This is a genomic window from Candidatus Microthrix parvicella Bio17-1, from assembly GCF_000299415.1.
GTDB lineage: Bacteria > Actinomycetota > Acidimicrobiia > Acidimicrobiales > Microtrichaceae > Microthrix > Microthrix parvicella.
Window position 1 is genome coordinate 585,712 of sequence record NZ_AMPG01000002.1, and the last position, 20,024, is coordinate 605,735.

Below are 20,024 nucleotides of genomic sequence, written 5' to 3' on the forward strand. Positions count from 1 at the left end.
GTTACCCCGCAGCGTCGCCGGAGTCGGAGAGGGAGAGGGAGATCACCGTGGCTGCGTCGGGTACGGCCGGGCCCGACGAGTAATCACCCGCCGTCGCATCGACCAGGCGCTGCTCCACCTGGACCGGAGCGGAGGAGCGAAGCTCAACCATCGCCAGGTTGGGCAACTTCAGTTGGCGCAGGTTGACGGCCAACTGATCGCTGGGCTTGACGGTGAGGTCTTCAAACCCCTTGGCCTCGGTCACCTTCCCCCCACCGTGAACGAGCAGTTTGATGGAGGTCGACTCGGTGGGTGACGGGTTGTCCACCAACAACCAGCCCTCATCCTGTCCGGTGAGCCGAAGCCCACCCGACCACCAGCGATCGGCTGCCAACGGCAGCGCCGGCGAGATGCTCACGCCGGTCGCAGGTGCGGGCCGAACCTGTTGCCCCGAGGTTTTGGTGTCACCACGTTTGGCCACGCTGACCAGCACCCGGGCGGAGGCAACCCCGGTGTCGGACACCACCAGCCCGTGGTGGAAACCCTCCGCTGGGAGGCGCTGATCATTGTCGATCCGAATGGTCTCGGCCCGCCCCGGGGGAATCACCTTTGCCAGCGGCTCGATATCCCCCCGTGGCTGACCAAACTGTGTGATCCAGATCGGTTGAACGTCGGCGTTGCCCTTGGACGGGTTCAACACCACGTATTGCTCGATGACGCCACCCTGAGAGAACCCGTCCACAAACGCGGCCTGGCGAGTCGGCTCGGGGCTCCCCGACACCAGGGCCACGCCCTGACGTTTCACGGGCTGCTTTCCGATCTCCTCCTTGTCCACCTTGCCGTCGCCGCCCTCACCCGACTTCAGGTTGAACTCCAGGTTGGCCTGCGAGAACGTTTGCACCACCTCGGCGATCAACAAGCCGGAGCGGGTGCGAACGCTGACCGACAACCGATCTCGTCTCGGAGCGCGTTCGTTCAGGTTGATCACCTTCACCCCGCCTGCCGGCACGCTCTCTCCGCTCAGTTCGGCGGGCACCCGCACGTAATCCGCAGTCGACAAGGTGACATCGACGCTGACCGCAACCGGGTAGGGATTGAAGAGGAAGAGCCGGGCGGTGGCGTCCTTCTCGGTGTTGACGAATGGAAAGTCCCATGAGCCCGAAGGACGTGAGGTGCACGGCACCTGCGAGGCCCCCGTCCTGTTGGACAACCGGTGCGACACGGTGACCTCACCCGAGCGAACATCCACCACGACCGCCGCAGACGTCTTCTTCGACAGGGTTGCGACGTCCTCCACGATGACCGAGTGAGCCGGCAACTTGAGCTGCTTGGCCGGTTCGGCGGCGGCCTTGGGGCTGAGCGGAACCGCACTGATCTGGACGGCCACCTCCTTGCCCGAGCCGTTTGAGATGAACACCTCGTGCTTCCCGGCGTCGCCCTCTCTCACCCGGGTTGCAGCGCAGTACCAGGTGGAATCCAGCGTGCCGGGCGGATCCGCCGTCACCATCTGGTTCAGCAGGCCGAAGCGCTGTTCAGCCTGCACGGTGGCGGAGTTGTCCCGTGGGTCCGACAGGTTGACCGCCGACAGGCCGGCCAAAACGCCGACCACCACCGTGATCACGGCCATGCGTACGAACTTCATGGCTGTTCCTCGTCTGGTTCGTCCTCGCTGAACAGCGACGGCTGGGAGTCGCGCCGCCTGGTGCGACGGCGAACCACCGGTCGGTCGTCATCAATGGCGGAATCTGAGGTGGCCGGCTTGTCCAGGGACGGGGCAGCCCCGCCGGAATCACTCTGGATGGCCTCGGCAGGATCTTTGGCCGAGCCCTCTGGGTCTGGCTCGGCGCCGTCCTGGGGAACTCCTGCACCGCCGGTGCGGCCTCGCACCAGGCGAAGCTTGGGACGCGAGCGTCGACCCCCGCTGCCGGCCGGGTGATCAGCCGATGCAGTCGCAGGCGTCTCGGGCTGGTCGGGCGTTTCGGGCTGGTCGGGCGTTTCGGGCTGGTCGGGCGTTTCGGGCTGGTCGGGCTGGTCGGAGGTCGATGTGTCGATCATCTCCGGTGACTGCTCGGTCGCCGCCCGATCCTCGGGCAACACGACGTTGCGGCGGCGACGACGCTTGAACGCCGGGGGCTCTGCCAGCCAATCAGGCTCGAGCTCGCCGGGATCCCAGTCGATCTTGTCGTTCACCAAGTGGGTCTCGGCGTCGGCAGGCGGCACGTCGACCGTCGGCAGGTCCGTCGGCGGCGCCTGGGCTTCTTGTGCGGTAACGGTAGGGCCGGCTTCCGGCACGGTCTCGTCGGATCCGGTCGTGGAGCCGTCGGTACCGGTCGTGGAGTCCTCGAACTCGGACAGGTCCGGCTCCTCGCGTGCCTCCAACGGGTCGCCGAACTGCTCCGGGACGTGCTGGTCGTAGCCGGCGTCATCGCCCTCGACGACGAATTTCGGCAGCTCGGTGGTGGGCAACTGCGGACCGCCCACTTCTGGCTCCTGTTCGCGACGCAGGCGTCGATCGGCAACCCGCTCCTTGCGAGCGGCCCAGGCGCGCCGCATCCCGCCCATGTCGTCGACGGAGTCCCGGCGGCTGCGCACCACGCTGATGGCGCCAAGCAACGCCAACAGCTGGAGGACCACCGCCAGGCTGCGAACCAACGGCGGCGAGTAGGTCAGCGATGCGGCCCCGCCGGCGGTCACCTTGGATTGCGACGCCCACCCGAACACGGGGGCCTGAGGCACCTCGTCACCGGCGACGGTCAGAGTCCAGTTGGCGTCATGAGTGCGGGCCACGTAGAGCTCGACGTCGGCCGCCAACCTGCCGGTGCCCTCATCCGCCCGGGTGCCTTGGGGCAGCGCGGCTTTGGCGGCGGTGAGGTTGGTGGTCAGCACCGACCCCAAGCCGTCTCCAGCATCATCGAACGTCCCCGCCGGTACCGTGGCCACCTCCGGGGTAAACGCCGAGTTCTCATAGATGAACAGCGACTCCGACACCGACAATCGGGACAGGTCGAGCTGCTCATCCAGTGCGTTCACCGTGCTGGCGGGCGGTTCCACCACCGCTTTTCCCTTGTCGTAGGCGAGTGGAGCGCCCGATCTGGCAACCACCACGTAGTTGATGCCCATGGCGCCCAGCAACCGGCCCAGGCGGGTGGTCTTTCCCTCCACCGCATCCTCGAGCGCATCGTTGAGCGCCTCGGTGCCCACCGAACGTGGCCCTTCAAACCAGTCACCCACCCGGGGGAACAGGCCCTCGGTCGTGGCAAAGCTGGATCCGTTGGACAGCTCCCAGGAACCCAACGGAAGGACGTCGGCGTTACCCAACCACAACGTCCGATACTGGCCCTTGGGCGCCTGCGAACTCAACGTGCTCACCACGGCCAGGTTGTCCTCCTCCGGCAGACCCCAACGGCCGTTCGCCGATCGGGCCACCCAGGCAAACGAAGCCACCACCATCAATGCCGCCGCCAACATCGAGAACACCTGGCGAAATCCAAAGTCGCTACCGGCGACGTCACGCTCGAAGGCCGCCAGTCCAGCACCGATGGCCAACGACAGACCGAGCACCGGCAGCATCAACAGCACCTCGGGCGGTGGCAACGTGGGCCCGATGCGCGCCTCGCCCATCCAAGCCAACACCCAGCCGACGAGGGCAATGGCCCAACCCTGAGCCGCCAGCCTGAACCGCCATTCACGTCCCACGAGGATGGCGAACGCACCGGCCAGATGCAGCCCCACCAGCACCACACCGAAACTGTTGGGGCCAGTGTCAAGCCACACCAGGTCACGCAACGCAAGGGGACCGCCCGCGATGCTCGCCGGCCCGACGATCTGCCCCCACTTGGGCCACGGCACAACAAGCTCCATGGCCCAGGGCAGGTGGAGCGCAAAGGCCACGACCGAGCCGCCGATCGCCGTGGGTATGACCCGCTCCCAGCGGGCCAGATCGGAACGATCCGCCAGGCCCACCGCCGCCATCACCAGTGCGATCAGCAGGACCAGAAACGGAGCCACCGGCAGCACCGCGGCGACTGCAGCGGTCACCATGCCAAGGGCGACGGTGGCCCGCAGACCGCTGAGCGTTCGAAACTCCGAACCGGCAAAGGGCATCGCACCGGCGGAGCGTCCCAGCAGGCCGACGATCCACGGAAGGGCGGCCCACAGGCCAAGCGCACCCCAGCGGCCCTCGGCGATGGCGTTGTAGGGCACCGGGGTGATCACGTACGCGACCATCATCAACGCACGTGTCTTGCTGCTCGAACCGCCCCTGGCCATCCACCAGGCGCCCAGCACGCCCGCAGGTAGACAACCGATGATCAAGAGGTTTCGTACCAGTCCCTCGCCTCCGAACAGGGCCGTCGACAGCACGCCCATGATCCCCACCAGGGTGGGCGTGGCAGAGGTTGCACCCAGCCCCGTCGTCCGCCACCCGTTCCAGTATTCCCGCAACATCGACGACCACGGCGCCGTCGTGGCGGAGAACTCGCGCACCACCGGGATGTCGCCCAAAATGATGCTGCGGCTGCCGATGATCAGCACGATCGCCACCAGCACCGCCGAAAGCGCCGCAATCTGGGATGGCCCCTCACGCAGGCGTTGCACCACGGTGCGCGACTGTTGGGCGCCGGTGTTGAAGCGTGCAGCGCCCTCCCCCACCGTGCCACGCACGAACGCCGTCACCCGGGCAGATCCGCCTACCTGATAGTTGCGGATATCCGAGTCGGTCGCCCGACGGAACTGCTTGACCTGAGCGCGTCGGGCGAGCGACCCTCGCAGATGCGAGAGGTTCCAGGTCCACGCCAGCGCCACGTCGGCAGCGCGCACCAGGCGGAACGCCAACAGATTCAGCACCAGATCGCCCAGCGAGAACAGCACCGCCTGAGGCAATACCCGCAACAGATGGCCGGTCGAGTAGTTGGTCAGCACCATGCGCGCCCGATGGGCGTACTGGCTGCGCAGACGTTCCTCGGCCGGAACGCTGCGCAACGTGGCCTCCCGGTGGCGAACGACCGCAGACGGGGTCACCACCACCCGGGCGCCGGCGAGGTGGGCCCGCCAGCACAGGTCGGTGTCCTCCTCGTAGGCGGAGAAGTCCGATGGAAAGCCGTCGATGGCCTCAAAGAGGTCGGCCCGCACCAACATGGTGGCGCCGTCGACGGCGAATGTGTCCCGAACCGCATCGTGCTGGGCCTGATCCAGTTCGCCTGCCTCGGCAACCGGCGCCGGGAACGCGAACTTGTCGATCGCCCGGCCGACATCGAGCAGCATCTCGGGCTCGTCCCAATCGACGAACTTGGGCCCAACCACACCGGCATTGGAACGAAAAGCCTCGGCGACGAGCGCAGAAACCGCGTCAGGTTCCAGATACACGTCGTCGTGGCAGAACAGGTAGAACGAAGCGCCGTTAACCACCGCCGGCGCACGGTTGGCAGCGGCCCCAAACCCACGGTTGGCGGCCAGGCGCACCACGTGGGCCTGGGGGTACACGGCCTTCACCCTGCCCTCCACCGGCGACTCGCTCTGGTTGTCCAGCACCAGGACCGCCAGGTTGGAGTAGTCCTGGGCCTGCAACGACACCAGTGTGGTCTCGAAGTTCTCGTCCGGATTGTGGGTCACCAGCACGGCCACCACCGCGGGCGCGCCCTTGCCCGACGTGGGGGCACGGAGCGCGGGAGCGCTCTGAGGTGTGTCTTGGGGGTTGTTGTCCCGGGTCGAGATAGTGAGACCTCCACGTGCGCGGCTCGACGTCATCGCACCGCCCGGCAGGGATTCAGACTAATCGACCGGAGAGACGACTCAGGTCACCCATCGCCCCGCTCAACGCCCACCCACCAGGCCATGGGCGGTAGGATCGGCTCGTGCAGGACGTCGCAAGCGAGCCTGTGACCGACCCCGAATCCACACGCCGGGTGCTGAACCCCAAGGTTGCGGCCGTTTTCCTCGCCGTCAGCGCGTTCATCCCACGGTTGCTGACCGCGGGCCACCACCTCACCTACGACGAGCTGGTCTGGATGCGTCGTACGGTCCGCTACTCGGACGCGCTCACCACGCTCGACCTGGCCGGCATGACTGCGGCGCGGGGCGACCAGGTGGCCACCTTGCCGGGGGTACCCACCATGATCGTCGGGTCGGTCGCCCGGTTCTTCTACGGAGCAGCCCAAAAGCTCGGCGCCGTGTCCGATGAGCCGTTCGCACGAGCGTGGACAGGACTCCAGAGCGCACAGATCGCTGTTGCCATCGCCACGAGCCTGCTGATCGGGCTGCTCGTGCTGCTCACCTGGCAATGGCTCGGAGCCCTGCCCGCCATGACCGCCGGGTTCTTCCTGGCGACCGAACCCTTCCTCGTGGCACACGGCGCCGTCCTCCATACCGATGAGCTGCTCGGGCTCTTCGGCGCCTGCACCGTGGTGCTGCTCGCACGCCTGCTCGGGCGAGGCGGCCCTCCTCTCGCGAGACCCACGATGACCGCCGTCCTCGCCGGCGTCCTGGCGGGGCTGACGGTCCTGACCAAGCTCTCCGCACTCGCGTTCGCTCCCGGAGCCGTGCTCTTGACCTGCTGGGTCGCGTGGCGACGGGTTGTCGCCTCCAGGCGAACGGAGAGCGGATGGCGCAGTGGTCTTGCGTCCGCCTTCATACCCGTCGCGCTCGTCTGCCTGGCGGGTGTGGCGACCATCGCGGTGCTCTGGCCGGCGATCGTCGTTGCACCCGGAGATCAGCTGGGGGTGCTGCGCAGTTCCGCGAAACTGGCCGATGCCGGACAGTTCAGCCTGTTCCGGGACGAGATCACCTTTGCTCCATCCGGGCGCTTCTACTTCGTCACCGCACCGTTTCGGATGACGCCCTGGTTCATGCTCGCAACCTTGATCCTGGTCCCGCTCGGATGCTCAGACCGCCGTCGGCGCCAACAGTTTCTGACCCTCGTCCTCTTCATCGCCACGGTCGTCGTCGTTTTGACCGTGACCCCGAAGAAGATCGACCGCTACATCATCGAGATCGTGCCGCTCCTGGCCATCGCGGTCGGAATCGGCGCTGCGAGGCTGGTGGACCTGCTCCGAACCGGCCGCATCGGGGCCATCGGGACGGCATCGGCTCGCAGGTACCCACAGGCGCTTTCGATCGCGGCGGTGGCCGCTCTCATCGCCGCAACCGGGTATTCGATTCACGTCAGCCCTTGGGGTGGGATCTACTTCAACCCGTTGCTCGGCGGGTCGGATCGGGCCGAGGCGCTGTTGGTCGTCGGCTGGGGCGAAGGCATCAGGGACGCCGGCGACATCATCGCCGAGCGCGAAGCCGGCGCCTGCGACGACATCATGGTGGCGATGGCCTTTCCGTACTTCGACCAGGCGATCACCTGCGGTCGAGCGACCCAAACCGGAAACCCGGCCGACTACCGGATCATCTACATCAACGACCGGCAACTGGACCTGTACGGGAAGGTGGCGGAGTTCAGGGCCAACAACACGCCGGTCGGGGTGGTCGAGGAGCGCGGAATCGTGCTGGCGGAGGTCTACGACCTTCGCCGGGTTGATTGATCACCCGGACCACCGCCGGCTGACCGCAATCGCGCTCACCCTCCTATGCTGTCGCCGTGCCCCGCTTTGTGCCCACCCCGTCCGTGTCCGGCCCGGCGCCGCAATCCCGGTGAGGGCGCTCGTCACCGGGGCCGGCGGATTCGTCGGCGGTCACCTCACCGCCCACCTCGAATCCTCAGGCGACGAGGTCATCGGCTGGGACCGCACGCTGGAGGGCCTCGACATCACCGACGGTCCATCGGTGGCCAAAGCGCTGGCCGAGGTTCGCCCCAACGCCGTGTACCACCTGGCGGGCGACGCCGACGTGGGAGGGAGTTGGGACCATCCGGCCGCCACGTTCCGGGCCAACGCCGAGGGCACCCTCAACGTGCTGATGGCCTGCCGGGATGCCGGGGTGGAACGCGTGCTGGTCGTCGGCTCGGCCGATGTCTACGGCCGGGTGGACGCAAGCGATCTGCCCATCACCGAGACGTGCCCGCTTCGCCCGGTCAGCCCGTACGCCGCATCCAAGGTGGCCGCCGACTTTCTGGCCGTCCAGGCCGGCCTGGGCTTCGGTTTGGAGGTCATCCGCACCCGCCCGTTCAACCACCTGGGCCCCGGGCAGTCACCGCGTTTCGTTGCGCCGGCCCTGGCGCAGCGGGTGGCGCAGGCCGAGGTGGGTGGCGGCGGCAACATCGCGGTGGGCAACCTCACCCCGAAGCGCGACTTCACCGACGTGCGCGACGTGGTGCGCGCCTACCGGTTGTTGGTGCTCGACGGGCAGCCCGGTGAGGCCTACAACATCTGCTCGGGTGCTGCGGTGGCCGTGCAACAGCTGGTTGATGCTTTTATCGAACTGGCCACCGTCGACGTTCGTCTCACGTCCGATCCGGACCTCCAGCGTCCGGTGGACATTCCCGTGTTGCTGGGTGACGCCTCAAAGATTCGTGCCGCCACCGGCTGGACCCCCGAGATTCCGTTGGCGACCACGCTCGCCGATCTCATGGCCACCGCCCGCGCCCGCGTCGCCACACCCTGAACCAACCGGGCAACTCGGAACCCCGCCGGAGCGCGCACGCTGCTCCCGGGTACAGAGCGGTCGGGGTGGGAGCCGTCAGGGAGCGATCCGGCCCAATCGTGCAACGCGTTGGCGCGCCTCATCCAGTTGCCCGCGGCACCGCGGGTCCAGCACCCGATCCCCCAACTCGTCCAGCCGTGACCGCCACTCGGCGACCACCCGGCGGGTCAGGTCGGGCGACTCCAAGCGAGCCAGCCACATGAGATCCCGCTCAAGCAGCGACATCTCGAGATCGATCTCGGTGTGCCGAGCAGCAACGAGGGGCAGCCGGTCGCTCTTCTGCGGCGGGTAGATGGTGCCCCGCACCAGATCATGGGGCTCCACATCAAACATCCCGGCCAACAGCACCACCGTGCGCTCCGACGGCACCGAGCGGCCAGATTCCAGGTTGGCCAACGCCACTCGGGAGATCGCCACCCGTTCGGCAAGCTCCGCCTGCGTCCAGCCGAGAACGGCACGACCGCCGGCGATCCTCTGCCCCAACGAGGCCGGCGATGCGTCCGGGGGCTCCAACATGCCGCCAAAGATACACCCGCTGAAGATCATGGCCCAGCGCACCGGTGTTAACCCAGTAGACAGACACACCCCGCCAGGTCGACTACAACTACACCCATGACGAAGCGCGCATTGATCACCGGTATCACCGGCCAGGACGGCTCCTACCTGGCCGAACTGCTCCTCAACGAGGGCTACGAGGTCATCGGCATGGTGCGCCGAAGCTCGACCGTGACCTTCGAACGGATCGCCCACCTCCAGGACCGGATCGCCACGGTCAACGGCGACCTGCTCGATCAGGCGAGCCTGATCGAGTTGCTGCGCACCTATCGGCCCCACGAGGTGTACAACCTGGCGGCGCAGAGCTTCGTGCAGACCTCGTTCTCCCAACCGGTGCTCACCGGCGAGGTCACCGGGCTGGGCGTCACCCGTTTGTTGGACGCCATCCGGCTCGTCGACCCCGACATCCGCTTCTATCAGGCATCGAGCTCGGAGATGTTCGGCAAGGTGCACGAGGTGCCGCAGCTGGAGACGACGCCGTTTCATCCCCGTTCCCCCTACGGCGTCGCCAAGGTCTACGGCCACTGGATCACCCTCAACTATCGCGAGAGCTACGACCTGTTCGCCTGCTCCGGCATCCTGTTCAACCACGAGTCGCCGCGTCGCGGGCTGGAGTTCGTCACCCGCAAGATCACCCACGGCGTGGCCCGCATCAAGCTGGGCATGGGCACCGGACTGGCGCTTGGCAACCTGGACGCAAAGAGGGACTGGGGCTTTGCCGGCGACTACGTCGAGGCGATGTACCTGATGCTGCAACAGGACGAACCGGACGACTACGTCGTTTCCACCGGCGACACCCACTCGGTTCGAGAGTTCTGCCAGGTGGCCTTCGAACGGGTCGGCCTCAACTGGGAGGACCACGTGACCATCGACGAGCGGTTCTTCCGCCCGGCCGAGGTGGACCTGCTGGTCGGGGACCCGGCCAAGGCACGCAAGGTGCTCGACTGGACCCCCAAGACCGACTTCGAGCAGCTGGTTCACATGATGGTGGACGCCGACATGGCCCTGCTGTCGGGGAAGCTCGATCATCTCGCCTGAGCCCCCTCCCCCGGCGGTCGCCGTCATTTCGGGCGGCGTCGGCGCAGCGCGCCTCCTGGCGGGGCTGCTGCAGGTGGTCGACCCGTCCGACGTGGCCGCCGTCGTCAACGTGGGCGACGACACCGAGTTCCACGGTCTCACCGTGTGCCCCGACCTGGACACGATCACCTACACCCTCGCCGGTGCGGTCAACCCGGACACCGGCTGGGGTCTGGCCGGTGAGACCTGGGCGGCGCTCGGGTCGTTGCGCCGCCACGCCCGCGCAAACGAACGGGCCGACGTCGGCTGGTTCGCACTGGGCGATCTCGACCTGGGCACCCACCTCTGGCGGGCCCATCGCCTGGCCGAGGGAGCGCGCCTCACCGAGGTGACCGCCGAGATCACCCGTACGTTCGGTCTGGGCCTGCGGCTGTTACCGGTGACCGACGACCCGATCCGCACCAAGGTCACCACGCCCGATGGGGCGACGCTCACCTTTCAGGAGTACTTCGTTCGGGAGCGACACGAGGTGGACGTGGCGTCGGTTCGATTCTCTGGAGCCGTCGGGGCCCGGCCCACCCCCGAAGCGACCATCGCCCTCCGTGACGCCGCCGCCGTCATCATCGCCCCGTCCAACCCGGTTGTCTCGGTCGGCCCGGTGCTGGCCGTGCCCGGAATCACCCAGGGGCTGACCTCCAGACGTGACACGGTGGTGGCGGTGTCGCCGATCGTCGGGGGGATGGCCCTGAAGGGTCCCGCGGCCCGGCTGATGGAAAACCTTGGCGAGGAGGCGTCGGTGGTCGGGGTGGCTCGCAGGTATGCGCCGTTCGCCCGAGCGCTGGTGATCGACCCGATCGATGCCCACCTCGCCGGCGCGGTTGGCGAGGTGGGCATCGAACCCATCGTGGCGCCCTCGATCATGGACACCCCGGACCATGCTGCGGCCTTGGCACGGGTCTGCCTGGCGGGGCGGGCGCTGTGACCGGGCTGCAACTGCTGCCGATCCCCGGGATCCCCGAGGTGCGCCCAGGTGACGACCTTGGCGCCTTGGTCGCGGACGGCGCACTGGCCTCGGTTGGCCTGCTCGACGGCGACGTGGTGGTCGTCACCCAGAAGGTCGTCAGCAAGGCCGAGAACGCCCTGGTGGCGATCGACCCCACCGACCCCCACGCACACAGACGGCTGGTCGCCGGCCAGTCCCGTCGCATCCTGCGTCGACGGGGCGACCTGGTGATCTCCGAGACCCACCACGGGTATGTGTGTGCCAACGCCGGCATCGATGTGTCCAACGTGGAGCCGGGCACCGCCGCGTTGCTTCCGGAGGACTCCGACCGGTCGGCGCGCCGCCTCCGCGACGTGTTCGTGCACCGTTACGGCATCGCCTGTGGAGTGATCGTCTCGGACACCTTCGGTCGGCCCTGGAGGCGCGGCGTCACCGACGTGGCGCTGGGCTCGGCGGGAATCCGTCCCATCCTCGACCTGCGGGGCACCAACGACGCGCTCGGTCGTGAGTTGGCGGTCACCGAGGTGGGCCTGGTGGACGAATTGGCCGGTGCCGCCGACCTGGTGATGGGCAAGTCATCCGGAATCGCAGCCGCCATCGTGCGTGGTGTGGAACCTGCATGGCTGGACGTGAGCGACCTCGACGTCGACGGCGTGGTGCCCAACATCGTGCGCTCCCCCGCCGAGGATCTCTTCAGGTAACGCGCGCCTCACCGAAGCGGAATCCAGTTGCCGTGAAAGCCCAGCGGCACCCGCACGGGCAGATGCACCTGGGCCACGGCACCCGCGGTGGGATCCTCGGCCGGGAGCACATCCAGGGTGGTGGTGCCCTCGGCCCGGTCGCCGACCAGCATCAGGTACCAGCCGTCGTCCTCGGCGGCGCCGTCGCTGCGGGGCACGAACACCGCCTCCCCGGGGGCGCGACCGGCACCCATCGGCACGTCGGTGGCCGTCACCGCGTCCGTACGCTCATTGGGGCCCGACAGGTCACCGCCCAGAAAGTCGTAGCGCACCAGCCCCGAGTCCTCCCACGCCAGGTTGTCACCGCCCGACGACAGCACGTTGGCCCAACCGAACCGGGCGGGTCGCCCCACCAGGCGCTCGTCGACCCGGGGAAACTCGATGGGCCGATCGTCCAACCGGGTCTCCCGAACCGGCCCGCTCGGTTCGCCATCGGGCCCAAGCCGCAGGCGCCAGCGCCACAACGATGACGGGCCCTCGTCAGGCCCGTGCAGGTCGGTGCGAAACATCGAGGGATGACGCACGACGTCCAGTGTCACCTCGAGGGAACCGTCAGCGACCCGGGACTCGCGGGCGTTCATCGGGTGAAAGACGTAGCAGGGGTCCACATCGAACCAGCGCACCTCCTCCGGTTGCCCACCCAGGGGCATCACCCCCACCCGCGCTCCGTACGCGTCGTCCCACACGTACGGAAACGACGACGTGCCGGCGGCGACCACATCGAGGTTGAAGGTGACCGGAAGGTCATAGATCACCAGATGCCCCTCGGTGATCGAGCAGTCATGGCACATCGGGTTGCCCGGCACCGGAACGTCGACCCGGTGGATCACCGCCCCCCGGGTCGGGTCGATCACCGTGTACTCCAACACGTTGGGTCGTGCCCAGTGGTAGCCGATGGCATGCAGCAGGCCGGTCCCGGGGTCCACTTTGGGGTGGGCGGTGTAGCCGTGGGGCAGGCTGCCCCCCAGGTCGGTGTGAGCAATGGTGTCCAGCCGGTCACCCAGTTCCACCGGCCGGGCCCCCGCCTCAACGATGGCCAGCGTGCGGCCGCCCAAGCCGATGACGTTGGTGTTGGCGGTCTCCATGCCGCCGTGGCGATCCCCCGGCGCCGCTGCCTCCCCCAGCAGTTCGCTCACCTTGGTCGAGCGGACCCACCTGTTGCGGTACCACTCGGCCCGGCCGTCTCGTAGGCGCAGCCCGTGCACCATGGCGTCGCCGAGAAACCAGTGGTAGGTCGCCGGGTCGACCGGGCCTAGCGGATTTGGCCCATTGCGCAGGTAGCGACCGTCGAGTTCGGGTGGCAGCGTTCCGGTGACCCTGAGGTCGGTCAGGGTCACCTCCTCGGCGACCGGCGCGTAGGCGCCCTCGAGGTAGCGGTTGCTGGGCGGACTGGTTTCCGGGGCAGAGGCGGCCATGGCCAACGGTAACCTTGGCTCCATGGTTTCGTCCGTGAATCGCCCCCCGTCACCCGAACGCCTCGACGGTGCCGTCGCGGTGATCACCGGTTGCAACTCCGGCATCGGGCTGGAGACGGCGGTGGCCCTCGCCTCACGGGGCGCCCAAATCATCGGTGCGGTCCGCAACCCGGCCAAGGGCGAGCGGGCCCTGGCCCAGATCATCGAGCGGTCCGGGAGTGATGCGGTGGAGATGCGGCCGCTGGACCTGGCCGACCTCAACACGGTGACGGCGCTGGTCGACTCGCTCGGCGGTGAGCCGATCGACCTGCTGATCAACAACGCCGGCATCATCCAGGGGCAACGCACCGAAACCGCCCAGGGCTTCGAGACCACCTTTGGCGTCAACCATCTGGGCCACTTCATGCTGACCCGTCTGCTTCTTGCCCAGCTGCGAGGCGTGTCCGACCCCGCACCCGAGGATCCCCTGCAACGGCGGGCGATACCCAGCCGCATCGTCAACCTGGCGTCCGGCGCCCACCACTACGCCCGTGGCGGCATTCGTTTCGATCGCCTCGCACGCCGTCACGGCCGCTTCAACACCTTCGGCGTGTACGGCGAGTCGAAGCTGGCCAACGTGCTGTTCACCCGCAGCCTGGCCGACAGGCTGGACCCGGCCCGGGTGGTGGCACACTCGGTGCACCCCGGCGGGGTGGCCAGCGAGTTCGGCATGGATGGCGATGTCTCGTCCCGCCTGGAACGGTGGATCCGTCCCATCGAACAGCGCGTGCTGATCACCCCGGAGCAGGGCGCCGAAACGTCGGTGTTCGTTGCCACCTCGGTGCTGTGCGGCCGTTCGAGCGGCATCTACTGGGTGCGCAAGCGTCCAGGCACGCTCAGCCGCTGGGCCCGCTCCACCGCCCACGCAGAGCACTTGTGGGACCTCTCCGAACGACTACTCGCTCAGGCCGGGTTCGCCGTACCACCCGTGCCGGTGACCACCCCGGTGTCCGGAGAGCCGCCGCTGACGGCGGGCTTCGCCCTCGGATGAGTTCGAGTGGGGCTCACTCGGGCCAGGAGTCCCGCGGCGGGCATACGCCGTCGATCAGTTCCGTCCCGGCGGGCACCGACTGCCCAAAGCCGACGACGCTGTGTTCGCTCAGGCTGGAGCGCTCGGAGATCGTGGAACGCCCTCCCACCAGCGAGTCCAGCACCGTGGCTCCGGCGGCAATCGTTGATCCCGCCAGCACGACCGATCGCTCCACCCGTGCGCCGGCTGCCACGACGACCTCGGCCCCGATCACCGAGTCGATCACCTGGGCGTCCGGGTGTACCCGCGCCGAGGCGTGCACGCCGACACCGCTGAAGGTCCGCTTTCCGGCCAGCACGTCCAGGTTGGCCTGAAGCAGCGTCTCGGGTGTGCCGGCGTCCAGCCAGTAGGCATCGCTTGCCAGCGCGTACAAGGCCCGGTCGGCGGCCAGCGCCGGAAACACCTCCCGCTCAACCGACACCCGTCGGCCGGGCTCGATGCGGTCGAGAACCGAAGGCTCCATCACGTAGGTTCCGGCGTTGATGTTGTTGGAGGGCGCCGTGCCAGGTTCGGGCTTCTCAACGAAGTCGATCACCGAGTGATCATCCCGTGTGGGCACAACGCCGAAGCGTGACGGGTCGTCCACCGGCGTGAGCGCAATCGTGGCCTCGGCGCCGCAGCGCTCGTGGTGGTTCCACAGTTCTGTCACATCCAGGTCGGTGAGCACGTCGCCGTTGACCACCAGGAACCGCTCGTCCAGCCCGGATTCCTCGGCGGCAAAGCGGAGGGCGCCGGCGGTGTCCAGGGGCTCGGGCTCGACCGCATAGTGCAAGGTGACCCCGGCGCAAGAGCCGTAGGGGTAGGCCTCGACGAACGTGTCGGGGCGATATCCCAGCGACAGCACCACCTCGGTGACACCCGACTTGCCCAGGCGCCCCACAACCCGCTCGAGCATGGTGGTGTGCACCACCGGCAACATCTGTTTTGGCAGGGTCAGCGTGAGGGGACGCAGACGGGTGCCGAAGCCCCCAACCAACACGATGGCGCGCACGGGCGTGGGCCTGATCAGCCGGCGGCCGAGGTGGCCGGCGCCTTCTCGGTTGGCGCCGCAGTGCTTGGAGCAGCATCGGTCGGAGCCGCATCGGTGGGTGGCTTGATGGGCGCCGGTACCGATTCTCCCGTGACCGGCGGAACCACACCCTGATCACCCGAGCCGGGCGCACCGCTTCCGTCGGGCTCAAGCTGATCGCTCGGGTTCTTCAGTTCCTCCATGCTGGGCGGCAACAGGTCACCCTTGCGCTTGGAGGCCACGCTGTCGACCTGGCTCGCCGGCAGGAACGCCATGGTCCAAGCCTGACCGTCGGTGCGAATGGACAGGCCGTCGAAGCCCTCTTTGTGCACGGTTGGCACGGTCTCGGGCCCGGCCTGGGGTGGGTACTCCAACAGCACCCATTGGCCCTTCTCGGTCTTCTTCTTGGCCTTATCGCCCACGTTGCAGGTGTCCTTGCCGGACTGCCAGGTCTTTTTCTTCTCAGTGGATCCGGCGGGCAGCACGACCTTTTGGCCGGTTGCCTCCAGGCCCACCATTTCGAAGAACTTGCCCATCTGGGCGTTGCCGCCCGAGGAACTTTGCAGGTAGGGGTGGATGTGGATGAGGCCATCGGCATGGGAGTGAATACCGGTGGTGTCGGGGCCGGCATCGCTCAGCGGTTCGATGAACTTGTCACACAGGTAGATGCCGAAGGCGTTGTGGAAGTGGTCGCCCGGGCTGCCCGGCAGGTTCACCTTGGGGCTGGACACCGCAGCGGCCCGATACGAGCCGCGGGCGAAGATGATCAGGGTGACACCGACCACGGTGATGGCCACCAGGAGCAGTGCGAAACCCACGGGGCGCCGTTGGCCGGCGGCGCGGGTGACGCCGGCTCGCTGGACGCGCTGGATCTTTCGGAGGGAGCGCTGAGAATCCATGAGTGGTCCACGCTACTGCACCGGGGCGGCCGAGCCACCAGTGCGCCCGCCCCAACCTCCACGTCCTCTCAGCTGGAGTCGGCTGGAGTCAGGGCCGGGCGATCAGTCGGGCAAAGAGGTCCTCGTAGGCCTCGGCGACCGACGCCGGGGACAACCAGCGTTCCACCCAACTCCGTCCCGACGCTCCCATCGACCTTCTGCGATCCGGGTCGTCAACCAACGCCGCAATGGCGTCGTGCAGTTCGTCCACCGAGCCCGGGGTCGCCGCCAGGCCTGCTTCGGCGTCGGCGAGCACCCGGGTGACCTCGGTATCGGCATCCACCGAGGCCACCACCGGACGACCGGCGGCGAGGATCGAATACATCTTGGACGGCACCGACGACCGTGCCAGCCCGTGCTTCAACAGGATCGTGTGAATGTCGGCGGCAGCCAGCACCTCCGACAACCGTTCCCTCGGTTGCATCGGCACGAACACCACATTGTCCAGCCGGGCTGCGGCGCGCCTGACCGATTCCAGCGTGGTGCCGCCACCGTTGATGACGAACACCACATCACTTCGATCAGCCATACGTCGGGCCACCTCGACGAGCAGTTCCACCGGTTGGGACAAGCCGATGTTGCCCGCGTACGTCACCACCGTGCGGTCACCGAGGCCGAACTCGCTGCGGTAGGCCACGTCGGTGCTGCCGGGCCTCACCCGCTCGGTGTCCACGAAGTTCGGGATCACCTCCACTTTGCTGTCCCCGCCGGCGACCCTGCCGGGGACGGCCTCGGTGGATCCGTCGAACGCCGGGACCTCACCCAGCTTGGCCGCCACGTTTCGCTTGAGGTCCTCGGACAGCACGGTCACCGCATCGGCCCGGCGGTATAGAAACCGCTCGGCCGCCGAGGCGGCCCTGATCACCCGCTGGTTGGTGATCGCGCCCACCTCCACCGCCACGTCCGGAAACACGTCCTGGATGTTGAAGACGAACGGAATCCGGCGGGCCCGCGCCACCAGCACGCCGGGAAAGCCCAGCGGCAACGGGGGCGACATGGCCAGCACCACATCGGGACGCCGGCGGATGAACAGGCTGCGCAGCGTCGCCAGGGCGGTGAAGCCCCCGAAGGCCAACGCACGGGCCGGGATGTTGGACTTGTCGGTTGGAAACGGGTGAAGTCGGCTGACGGCCCCCCACTCGGTCGCCTCCGTGCGCACCAAACGGCCGCCCCACCCGGGCTCCACCCGATGGTTGCGGTACCAGGGCAACGCGGTGATCACATGGATCGTATGCCCGCGGTCGGCAAGACCACCCACGATGGAGGTGATCACCTCGCCGGTGGGAGCCACATCCGGCGCAAAGTGAGGCGCGATCACCAGCACCTTCACGAGGTCTGTCCACTGGTGGGAAATTGGTGTGTCACGGGGTCTCCCATGCGGCACGGTGCAGGTCCACGAGGGCCCGTGCCGAGTCGGTCCAGTCGAAGGTGGCGGCCACCCGAAGCCCTGCGGCAATCAGGTCGTCGCGACGGTGGGTGTCGGTGCGAACACTCTGGACTGCCGCAACCCAGCCCGCAACATCGCCCGGCGATACCCGCAGCGCAGCGCCGCCGCACGCCTCGTCCAACCCCGGATGGTCTGAGGCGATCACCGGCGCACCCGCGGCCTCCGCCTCGATGACCGGCATGCCGAAGCCTTCGTACTCCGATGGCACCACCACCGCCAGCGCCGCGCGGTACAACTGGGCCAGGCGGGCCTGCGAGACCCGGCCAAGATGGCGGACCCGCGCGGCCAGGCCAAGCGTTTCGATGGCGGCCACCACGTCCTGATGGGCGGGCCCCGCTCCACCAGTCAGCACCAGGTGCACCTCGTCGGGCAGCGCCGCCATGACGTCGAGCAGGGCCAGGTGCCCCTTGTGGGGCCACGTGACCGCCGGGTAGAGCAGGTACTCGCCGTCAACCGGGGGGTGATCCAGGCCGATGGTGGCCTCGGCACCGGACACGGCACCGTCCACCCCACCGCCCAACTCGGCCGCCCGGGGCGGACCCCACGGGATCACCGTCACCCGGTCCGGCGAAGCGTCCAGCCGGTCGATGACGCGACGCCGAACAAACTCGGACGGCACCGCCACCCGTCGGGCCGCCCGCACCGCCCGCGGCAGGCTCCAGGCGAGGTATCGGCCTTTGACGGCCGACGTGTAGGCGGGCAGGTCCAGGGGCTGAATGTCGTGGATGGTGACCACGCTCGGGTAGCTGGTGCGAACGGGCACCGTGCCCCCGGGGTGATGCATCAGGTGGATTCCCGCGTGACGGGCGGCCCGCTCCAACGAGGTCGACTCGGCAACGATGCGCCGCAAACGGGAGTGCGCGACCACCTCCAGTTCGGTGGTCTCGAAAGCGCCCACCACCTCAGGGTGGGCCCGGGTCACCTCGGAGGTGCAGAACAGGTGGTACCGGGCCGCATCAGCCAGTTCGCCCAGCGCTCCGAGTTGGCGCATGGTGGCCTGCTCGCTGCCTCCAACCTGTCCCGGCAACATCCACAGCAGGTTCACCCCGACGCGCGGCCCGCTGCTCAGGTTCTCGTCTGCTCCGCTCATCCCAGCAGCCCTCATCCCAGCAGCCCTCATCCCAGCAGCCCTCATCCCAGCAGCTCGGCATACATGGCGGCGTGAGCACGAGCACAGCGTTCCCAGGTGAACTCGGTCGACCGGCGTCTGCCCGCCTCGCCCAGCAAAGCCGCCCGATCGGGGTCGTCCAGCAGGTCCAGCACCGCAGCCTGCACCTCGCCGGGGTTGGCCGGGTCGACCAGCACGCCCGTGTCGCCCGCAACCTCGGCGGTCGACGTGGTGGCCGAGGTCACCACCGCGGTCCCCCTGGCCATCGCCTCCAACACGGGCAGCCCGAACCCCTCGGCCAGGCTCGGTTGGGCGGCCACCTCGGCCCCGGCCAACAGCGCGTCCCGGTCGGCGGTTGGCACAAACCCCAGCCATCGCACCGATGAGGCCCGGGCCACCGATGACGCCACGTCGGCCCAGCCGGACGGACCCACCAGCACCAGGTCCACCCCGCGCCGGTCCAACTCGGCCCCAAGCGGCAGCAGCGACGCAAGATTTTTGCGCGGCTCCAGAGTGCCCACGCTGATGATGTAGGGGCGTTGCAACGAGTAACGCCTTCGCACGGTCGCCACGGCATCGTCGGGCAACGGCGCTGCGGCGACACCCAGCGGGATCACGCGTAGCCGGTCCCCATCAAATCCGGCATCAACCGCATCGGCAGCCGTGGCCTCACTGGAGCAGGCCACCAGTGCCGCCCGCCGTGCCAACAGCGACAGCCCGCGGCTCATCACCGACACGCCCCGTTTGCTGAACGACCCGGGAAATCGAAGCGGAAACACATCGTGGAGGGTGGCCACCAGCGGTACTCGGCCGCGTCGAGGAACGATCGGCGCCATCAGATGCACCAGGTCGACCGGGCCGTAGCCCGCCCCTGCGACGGCCGCCTCGATCGGGGGCCACCCCAGCCGCTGCCAGGCCGAGTTCAACAACGGCGCGCTCATGGGTGGCCATGGGGAACGGGGCACCCGCGCCGTGGCCACGGCCGGCTCGAACCCCTGGGTCGGCGCACCGGTGCCAGGCACCACGCCAACCACCTCCGCCAGGCCAAGGCGGGCCAGCGAGCCGGTCAGCTCGATGGCGGCGCGCCCGGTCCCACCCGGGGTGGACTGCCAACAGAATTGGAGGGGGACCGCCACGGTGGGTCGCTGCACCGCTCCAGCG

At 68.3% G+C, this 20,024-nt stretch carries 15 protein-coding genes; 6 read left to right on the forward strand and 9 right to left on the reverse strand.

What is annotated here, in order from left to right:
- Nucleotide 1 precedes the first annotated feature (1 nt).
- The gene (locus tag MPARV_RS0110845; RefSeq protein ID WP_012222891.1) at nt 2-1,621 is read right to left on the reverse strand and encodes a DUF5719 family protein; all 1,620 of its coding nucleotides are present in this window, start codon (nt 1,619-1,621) and stop codon (nt 2-4) included.
- Nucleotides 1,618-5,724: a glycosyltransferase family 2 protein gene (locus MPARV_RS0110850; protein WP_031278231.1), complete on the reverse strand. Its 4,107-nt coding sequence runs from the start codon at nt 5,722-5,724 to the stop codon at nt 1,618-1,620. The genes MPARV_RS0110845 and MPARV_RS0110850 overlap by 4 nt, the downstream gene beginning before the upstream one ends.
- A gap of 107 nt (nt 5,725-5,831) precedes the next feature.
- Here MPARV_RS0110850 and MPARV_RS24745 point away from each other — a divergent pair, with 107 nt between their 5' ends.
- Both MPARV_RS24745 and MPARV_RS23635 read left to right on the forward strand, forming a co-directional pair.
- A complete protein-coding gene (locus MPARV_RS24745; protein WP_020378257.1) occupies nt 5,832-7,505 on the forward strand; it encodes a phospholipid carrier-dependent glycosyltransferase in 1,674 nt (557 codons plus the stop codon).
- The gene (locus tag MPARV_RS23635) at nt 7,498-8,523 is read left to right on the forward strand and encodes a GDP-mannose 4,6-dehydratase (protein ID WP_157789561.1); all 1,026 of its coding nucleotides are present in this window, start codon (nt 7,498-7,500) and stop codon (nt 8,521-8,523) included. The genes MPARV_RS24745 and MPARV_RS23635 overlap by 8 nt, the downstream gene beginning before the upstream one ends.
- Before the next feature lie 75 nt (nt 8,524-8,598).
- Here MPARV_RS23635 and MPARV_RS0110865 read toward each other — a convergent pair whose 3' ends face one another.
- Entirely contained in the window at nt 8,599-9,078 is a 480-nt protein-coding gene (locus tag MPARV_RS0110865) for a helix-turn-helix domain-containing protein (RefSeq protein WP_100221312.1), read from the reverse strand.
- A 96-nt stretch (nt 9,079-9,174) separates the two neighbouring features.
- Here MPARV_RS0110865 and gmd point away from each other — a divergent pair, with 96 nt between their 5' ends.
- From gmd to cofE, 3 genes are read left to right on the forward strand one after another with little or no spacing between them, the layout of a single operon-like run.
- Nucleotides 9,175-10,155 (forward strand): GDP-mannose 4,6-dehydratase, encoded by a 981-nt coding sequence (gmd, locus tag MPARV_RS0110870; RefSeq protein ID WP_012222881.1) that lies wholly within the window; start codon nt 9,175-9,177, stop codon nt 10,153-10,155.
- A 25-nt stretch (nt 10,156-10,180) separates the two neighbouring features.
- Nucleotides 10,181-11,116: a 2-phospho-L-lactate transferase gene (gene cofD, locus MPARV_RS0110875; RefSeq protein ID WP_081582239.1), complete on the forward strand. Its 936-nt coding sequence runs from the start codon at nt 10,181-10,183 to the stop codon at nt 11,114-11,116.
- The gene (cofE, locus tag MPARV_RS0110880; protein ID WP_012222877.1) at nt 11,113-11,838 is read left to right on the forward strand and encodes a coenzyme F420-0:L-glutamate ligase; all 726 of its coding nucleotides are present in this window, start codon (nt 11,113-11,115) and stop codon (nt 11,836-11,838) included. Before cofD ends, cofE begins: the two co-directional genes overlap by 4 nt.
- Before the next feature lie 8 nt (nt 11,839-11,846).
- On the opposite strand, the gene MPARV_RS0110885 is transcribed toward cofE, so the two are convergent.
- Nucleotides 11,847-13,292 (reverse strand): carotenoid oxygenase family protein, encoded by a 1,446-nt coding sequence (locus tag MPARV_RS0110885; protein ID WP_020378258.1) that lies wholly within the window; start codon nt 13,290-13,292, stop codon nt 11,847-11,849.
- Nucleotides 13,293-13,326: 34 nt separating this feature from the next.
- Here MPARV_RS0110885 and MPARV_RS0110890 point away from each other — a divergent pair, with 34 nt between their 5' ends.
- Complete coding sequence (locus tag MPARV_RS0110890) at nt 13,327-14,322, forward strand: SDR family NAD(P)-dependent oxidoreductase (protein WP_172636574.1); 996 nt, start codon at nt 13,327-13,329, stop codon at nt 14,320-14,322.
- A gap of 13 nt (nt 14,323-14,335) precedes the next feature.
- Here the strand turns inward: MPARV_RS0110890 and MPARV_RS0110895 are convergent, their stop codons facing one another.
- The 5 genes from MPARV_RS0110895 to MPARV_RS24750 all read right to left on the reverse strand — a co-directional run bounded on the left by MPARV_RS0110895 (nt 14,336) and on the right by MPARV_RS24750 (nt 20,014).
- On the reverse strand, nt 14,336-15,352 hold the full coding sequence (locus MPARV_RS0110895; protein WP_012222871.1) for a nucleotidyltransferase family protein: 1,017 nt from the start codon (nt 15,350-15,352) through the stop codon (nt 14,336-14,338).
- 14 nt (nt 15,353-15,366) lie between these two features.
- Nucleotides 15,367-16,269: a hypothetical protein gene (locus MPARV_RS0110900; protein ID WP_012222869.1), complete on the reverse strand. Its 903-nt coding sequence runs from the start codon at nt 16,267-16,269 to the stop codon at nt 15,367-15,369.
- 88 nt (nt 16,270-16,357) lie between these two features.
- Nucleotides 16,358-17,638 (reverse strand): glycosyltransferase family 4 protein, encoded by a 1,281-nt coding sequence (locus MPARV_RS0110905; RefSeq protein ID WP_020378260.1) that lies wholly within the window; start codon nt 17,636-17,638, stop codon nt 16,358-16,360.
- 31 nt (nt 17,639-17,669) lie between these two features.
- On the reverse strand, nt 17,670-18,845 hold the full coding sequence (locus MPARV_RS24355) for a glycosyltransferase family 4 protein (RefSeq protein ID WP_020378261.1): 1,176 nt from the start codon (nt 18,843-18,845) through the stop codon (nt 17,670-17,672).
- A gap of 41 nt (nt 18,846-18,886) precedes the next feature.
- Entirely contained in the window at nt 18,887-20,014 is a 1,128-nt protein-coding gene (locus MPARV_RS24750) for a glycosyltransferase family 4 protein (protein ID WP_020378262.1), read from the reverse strand.
- Nucleotides 20,015-20,024: the final 10 nt, after the last annotated feature.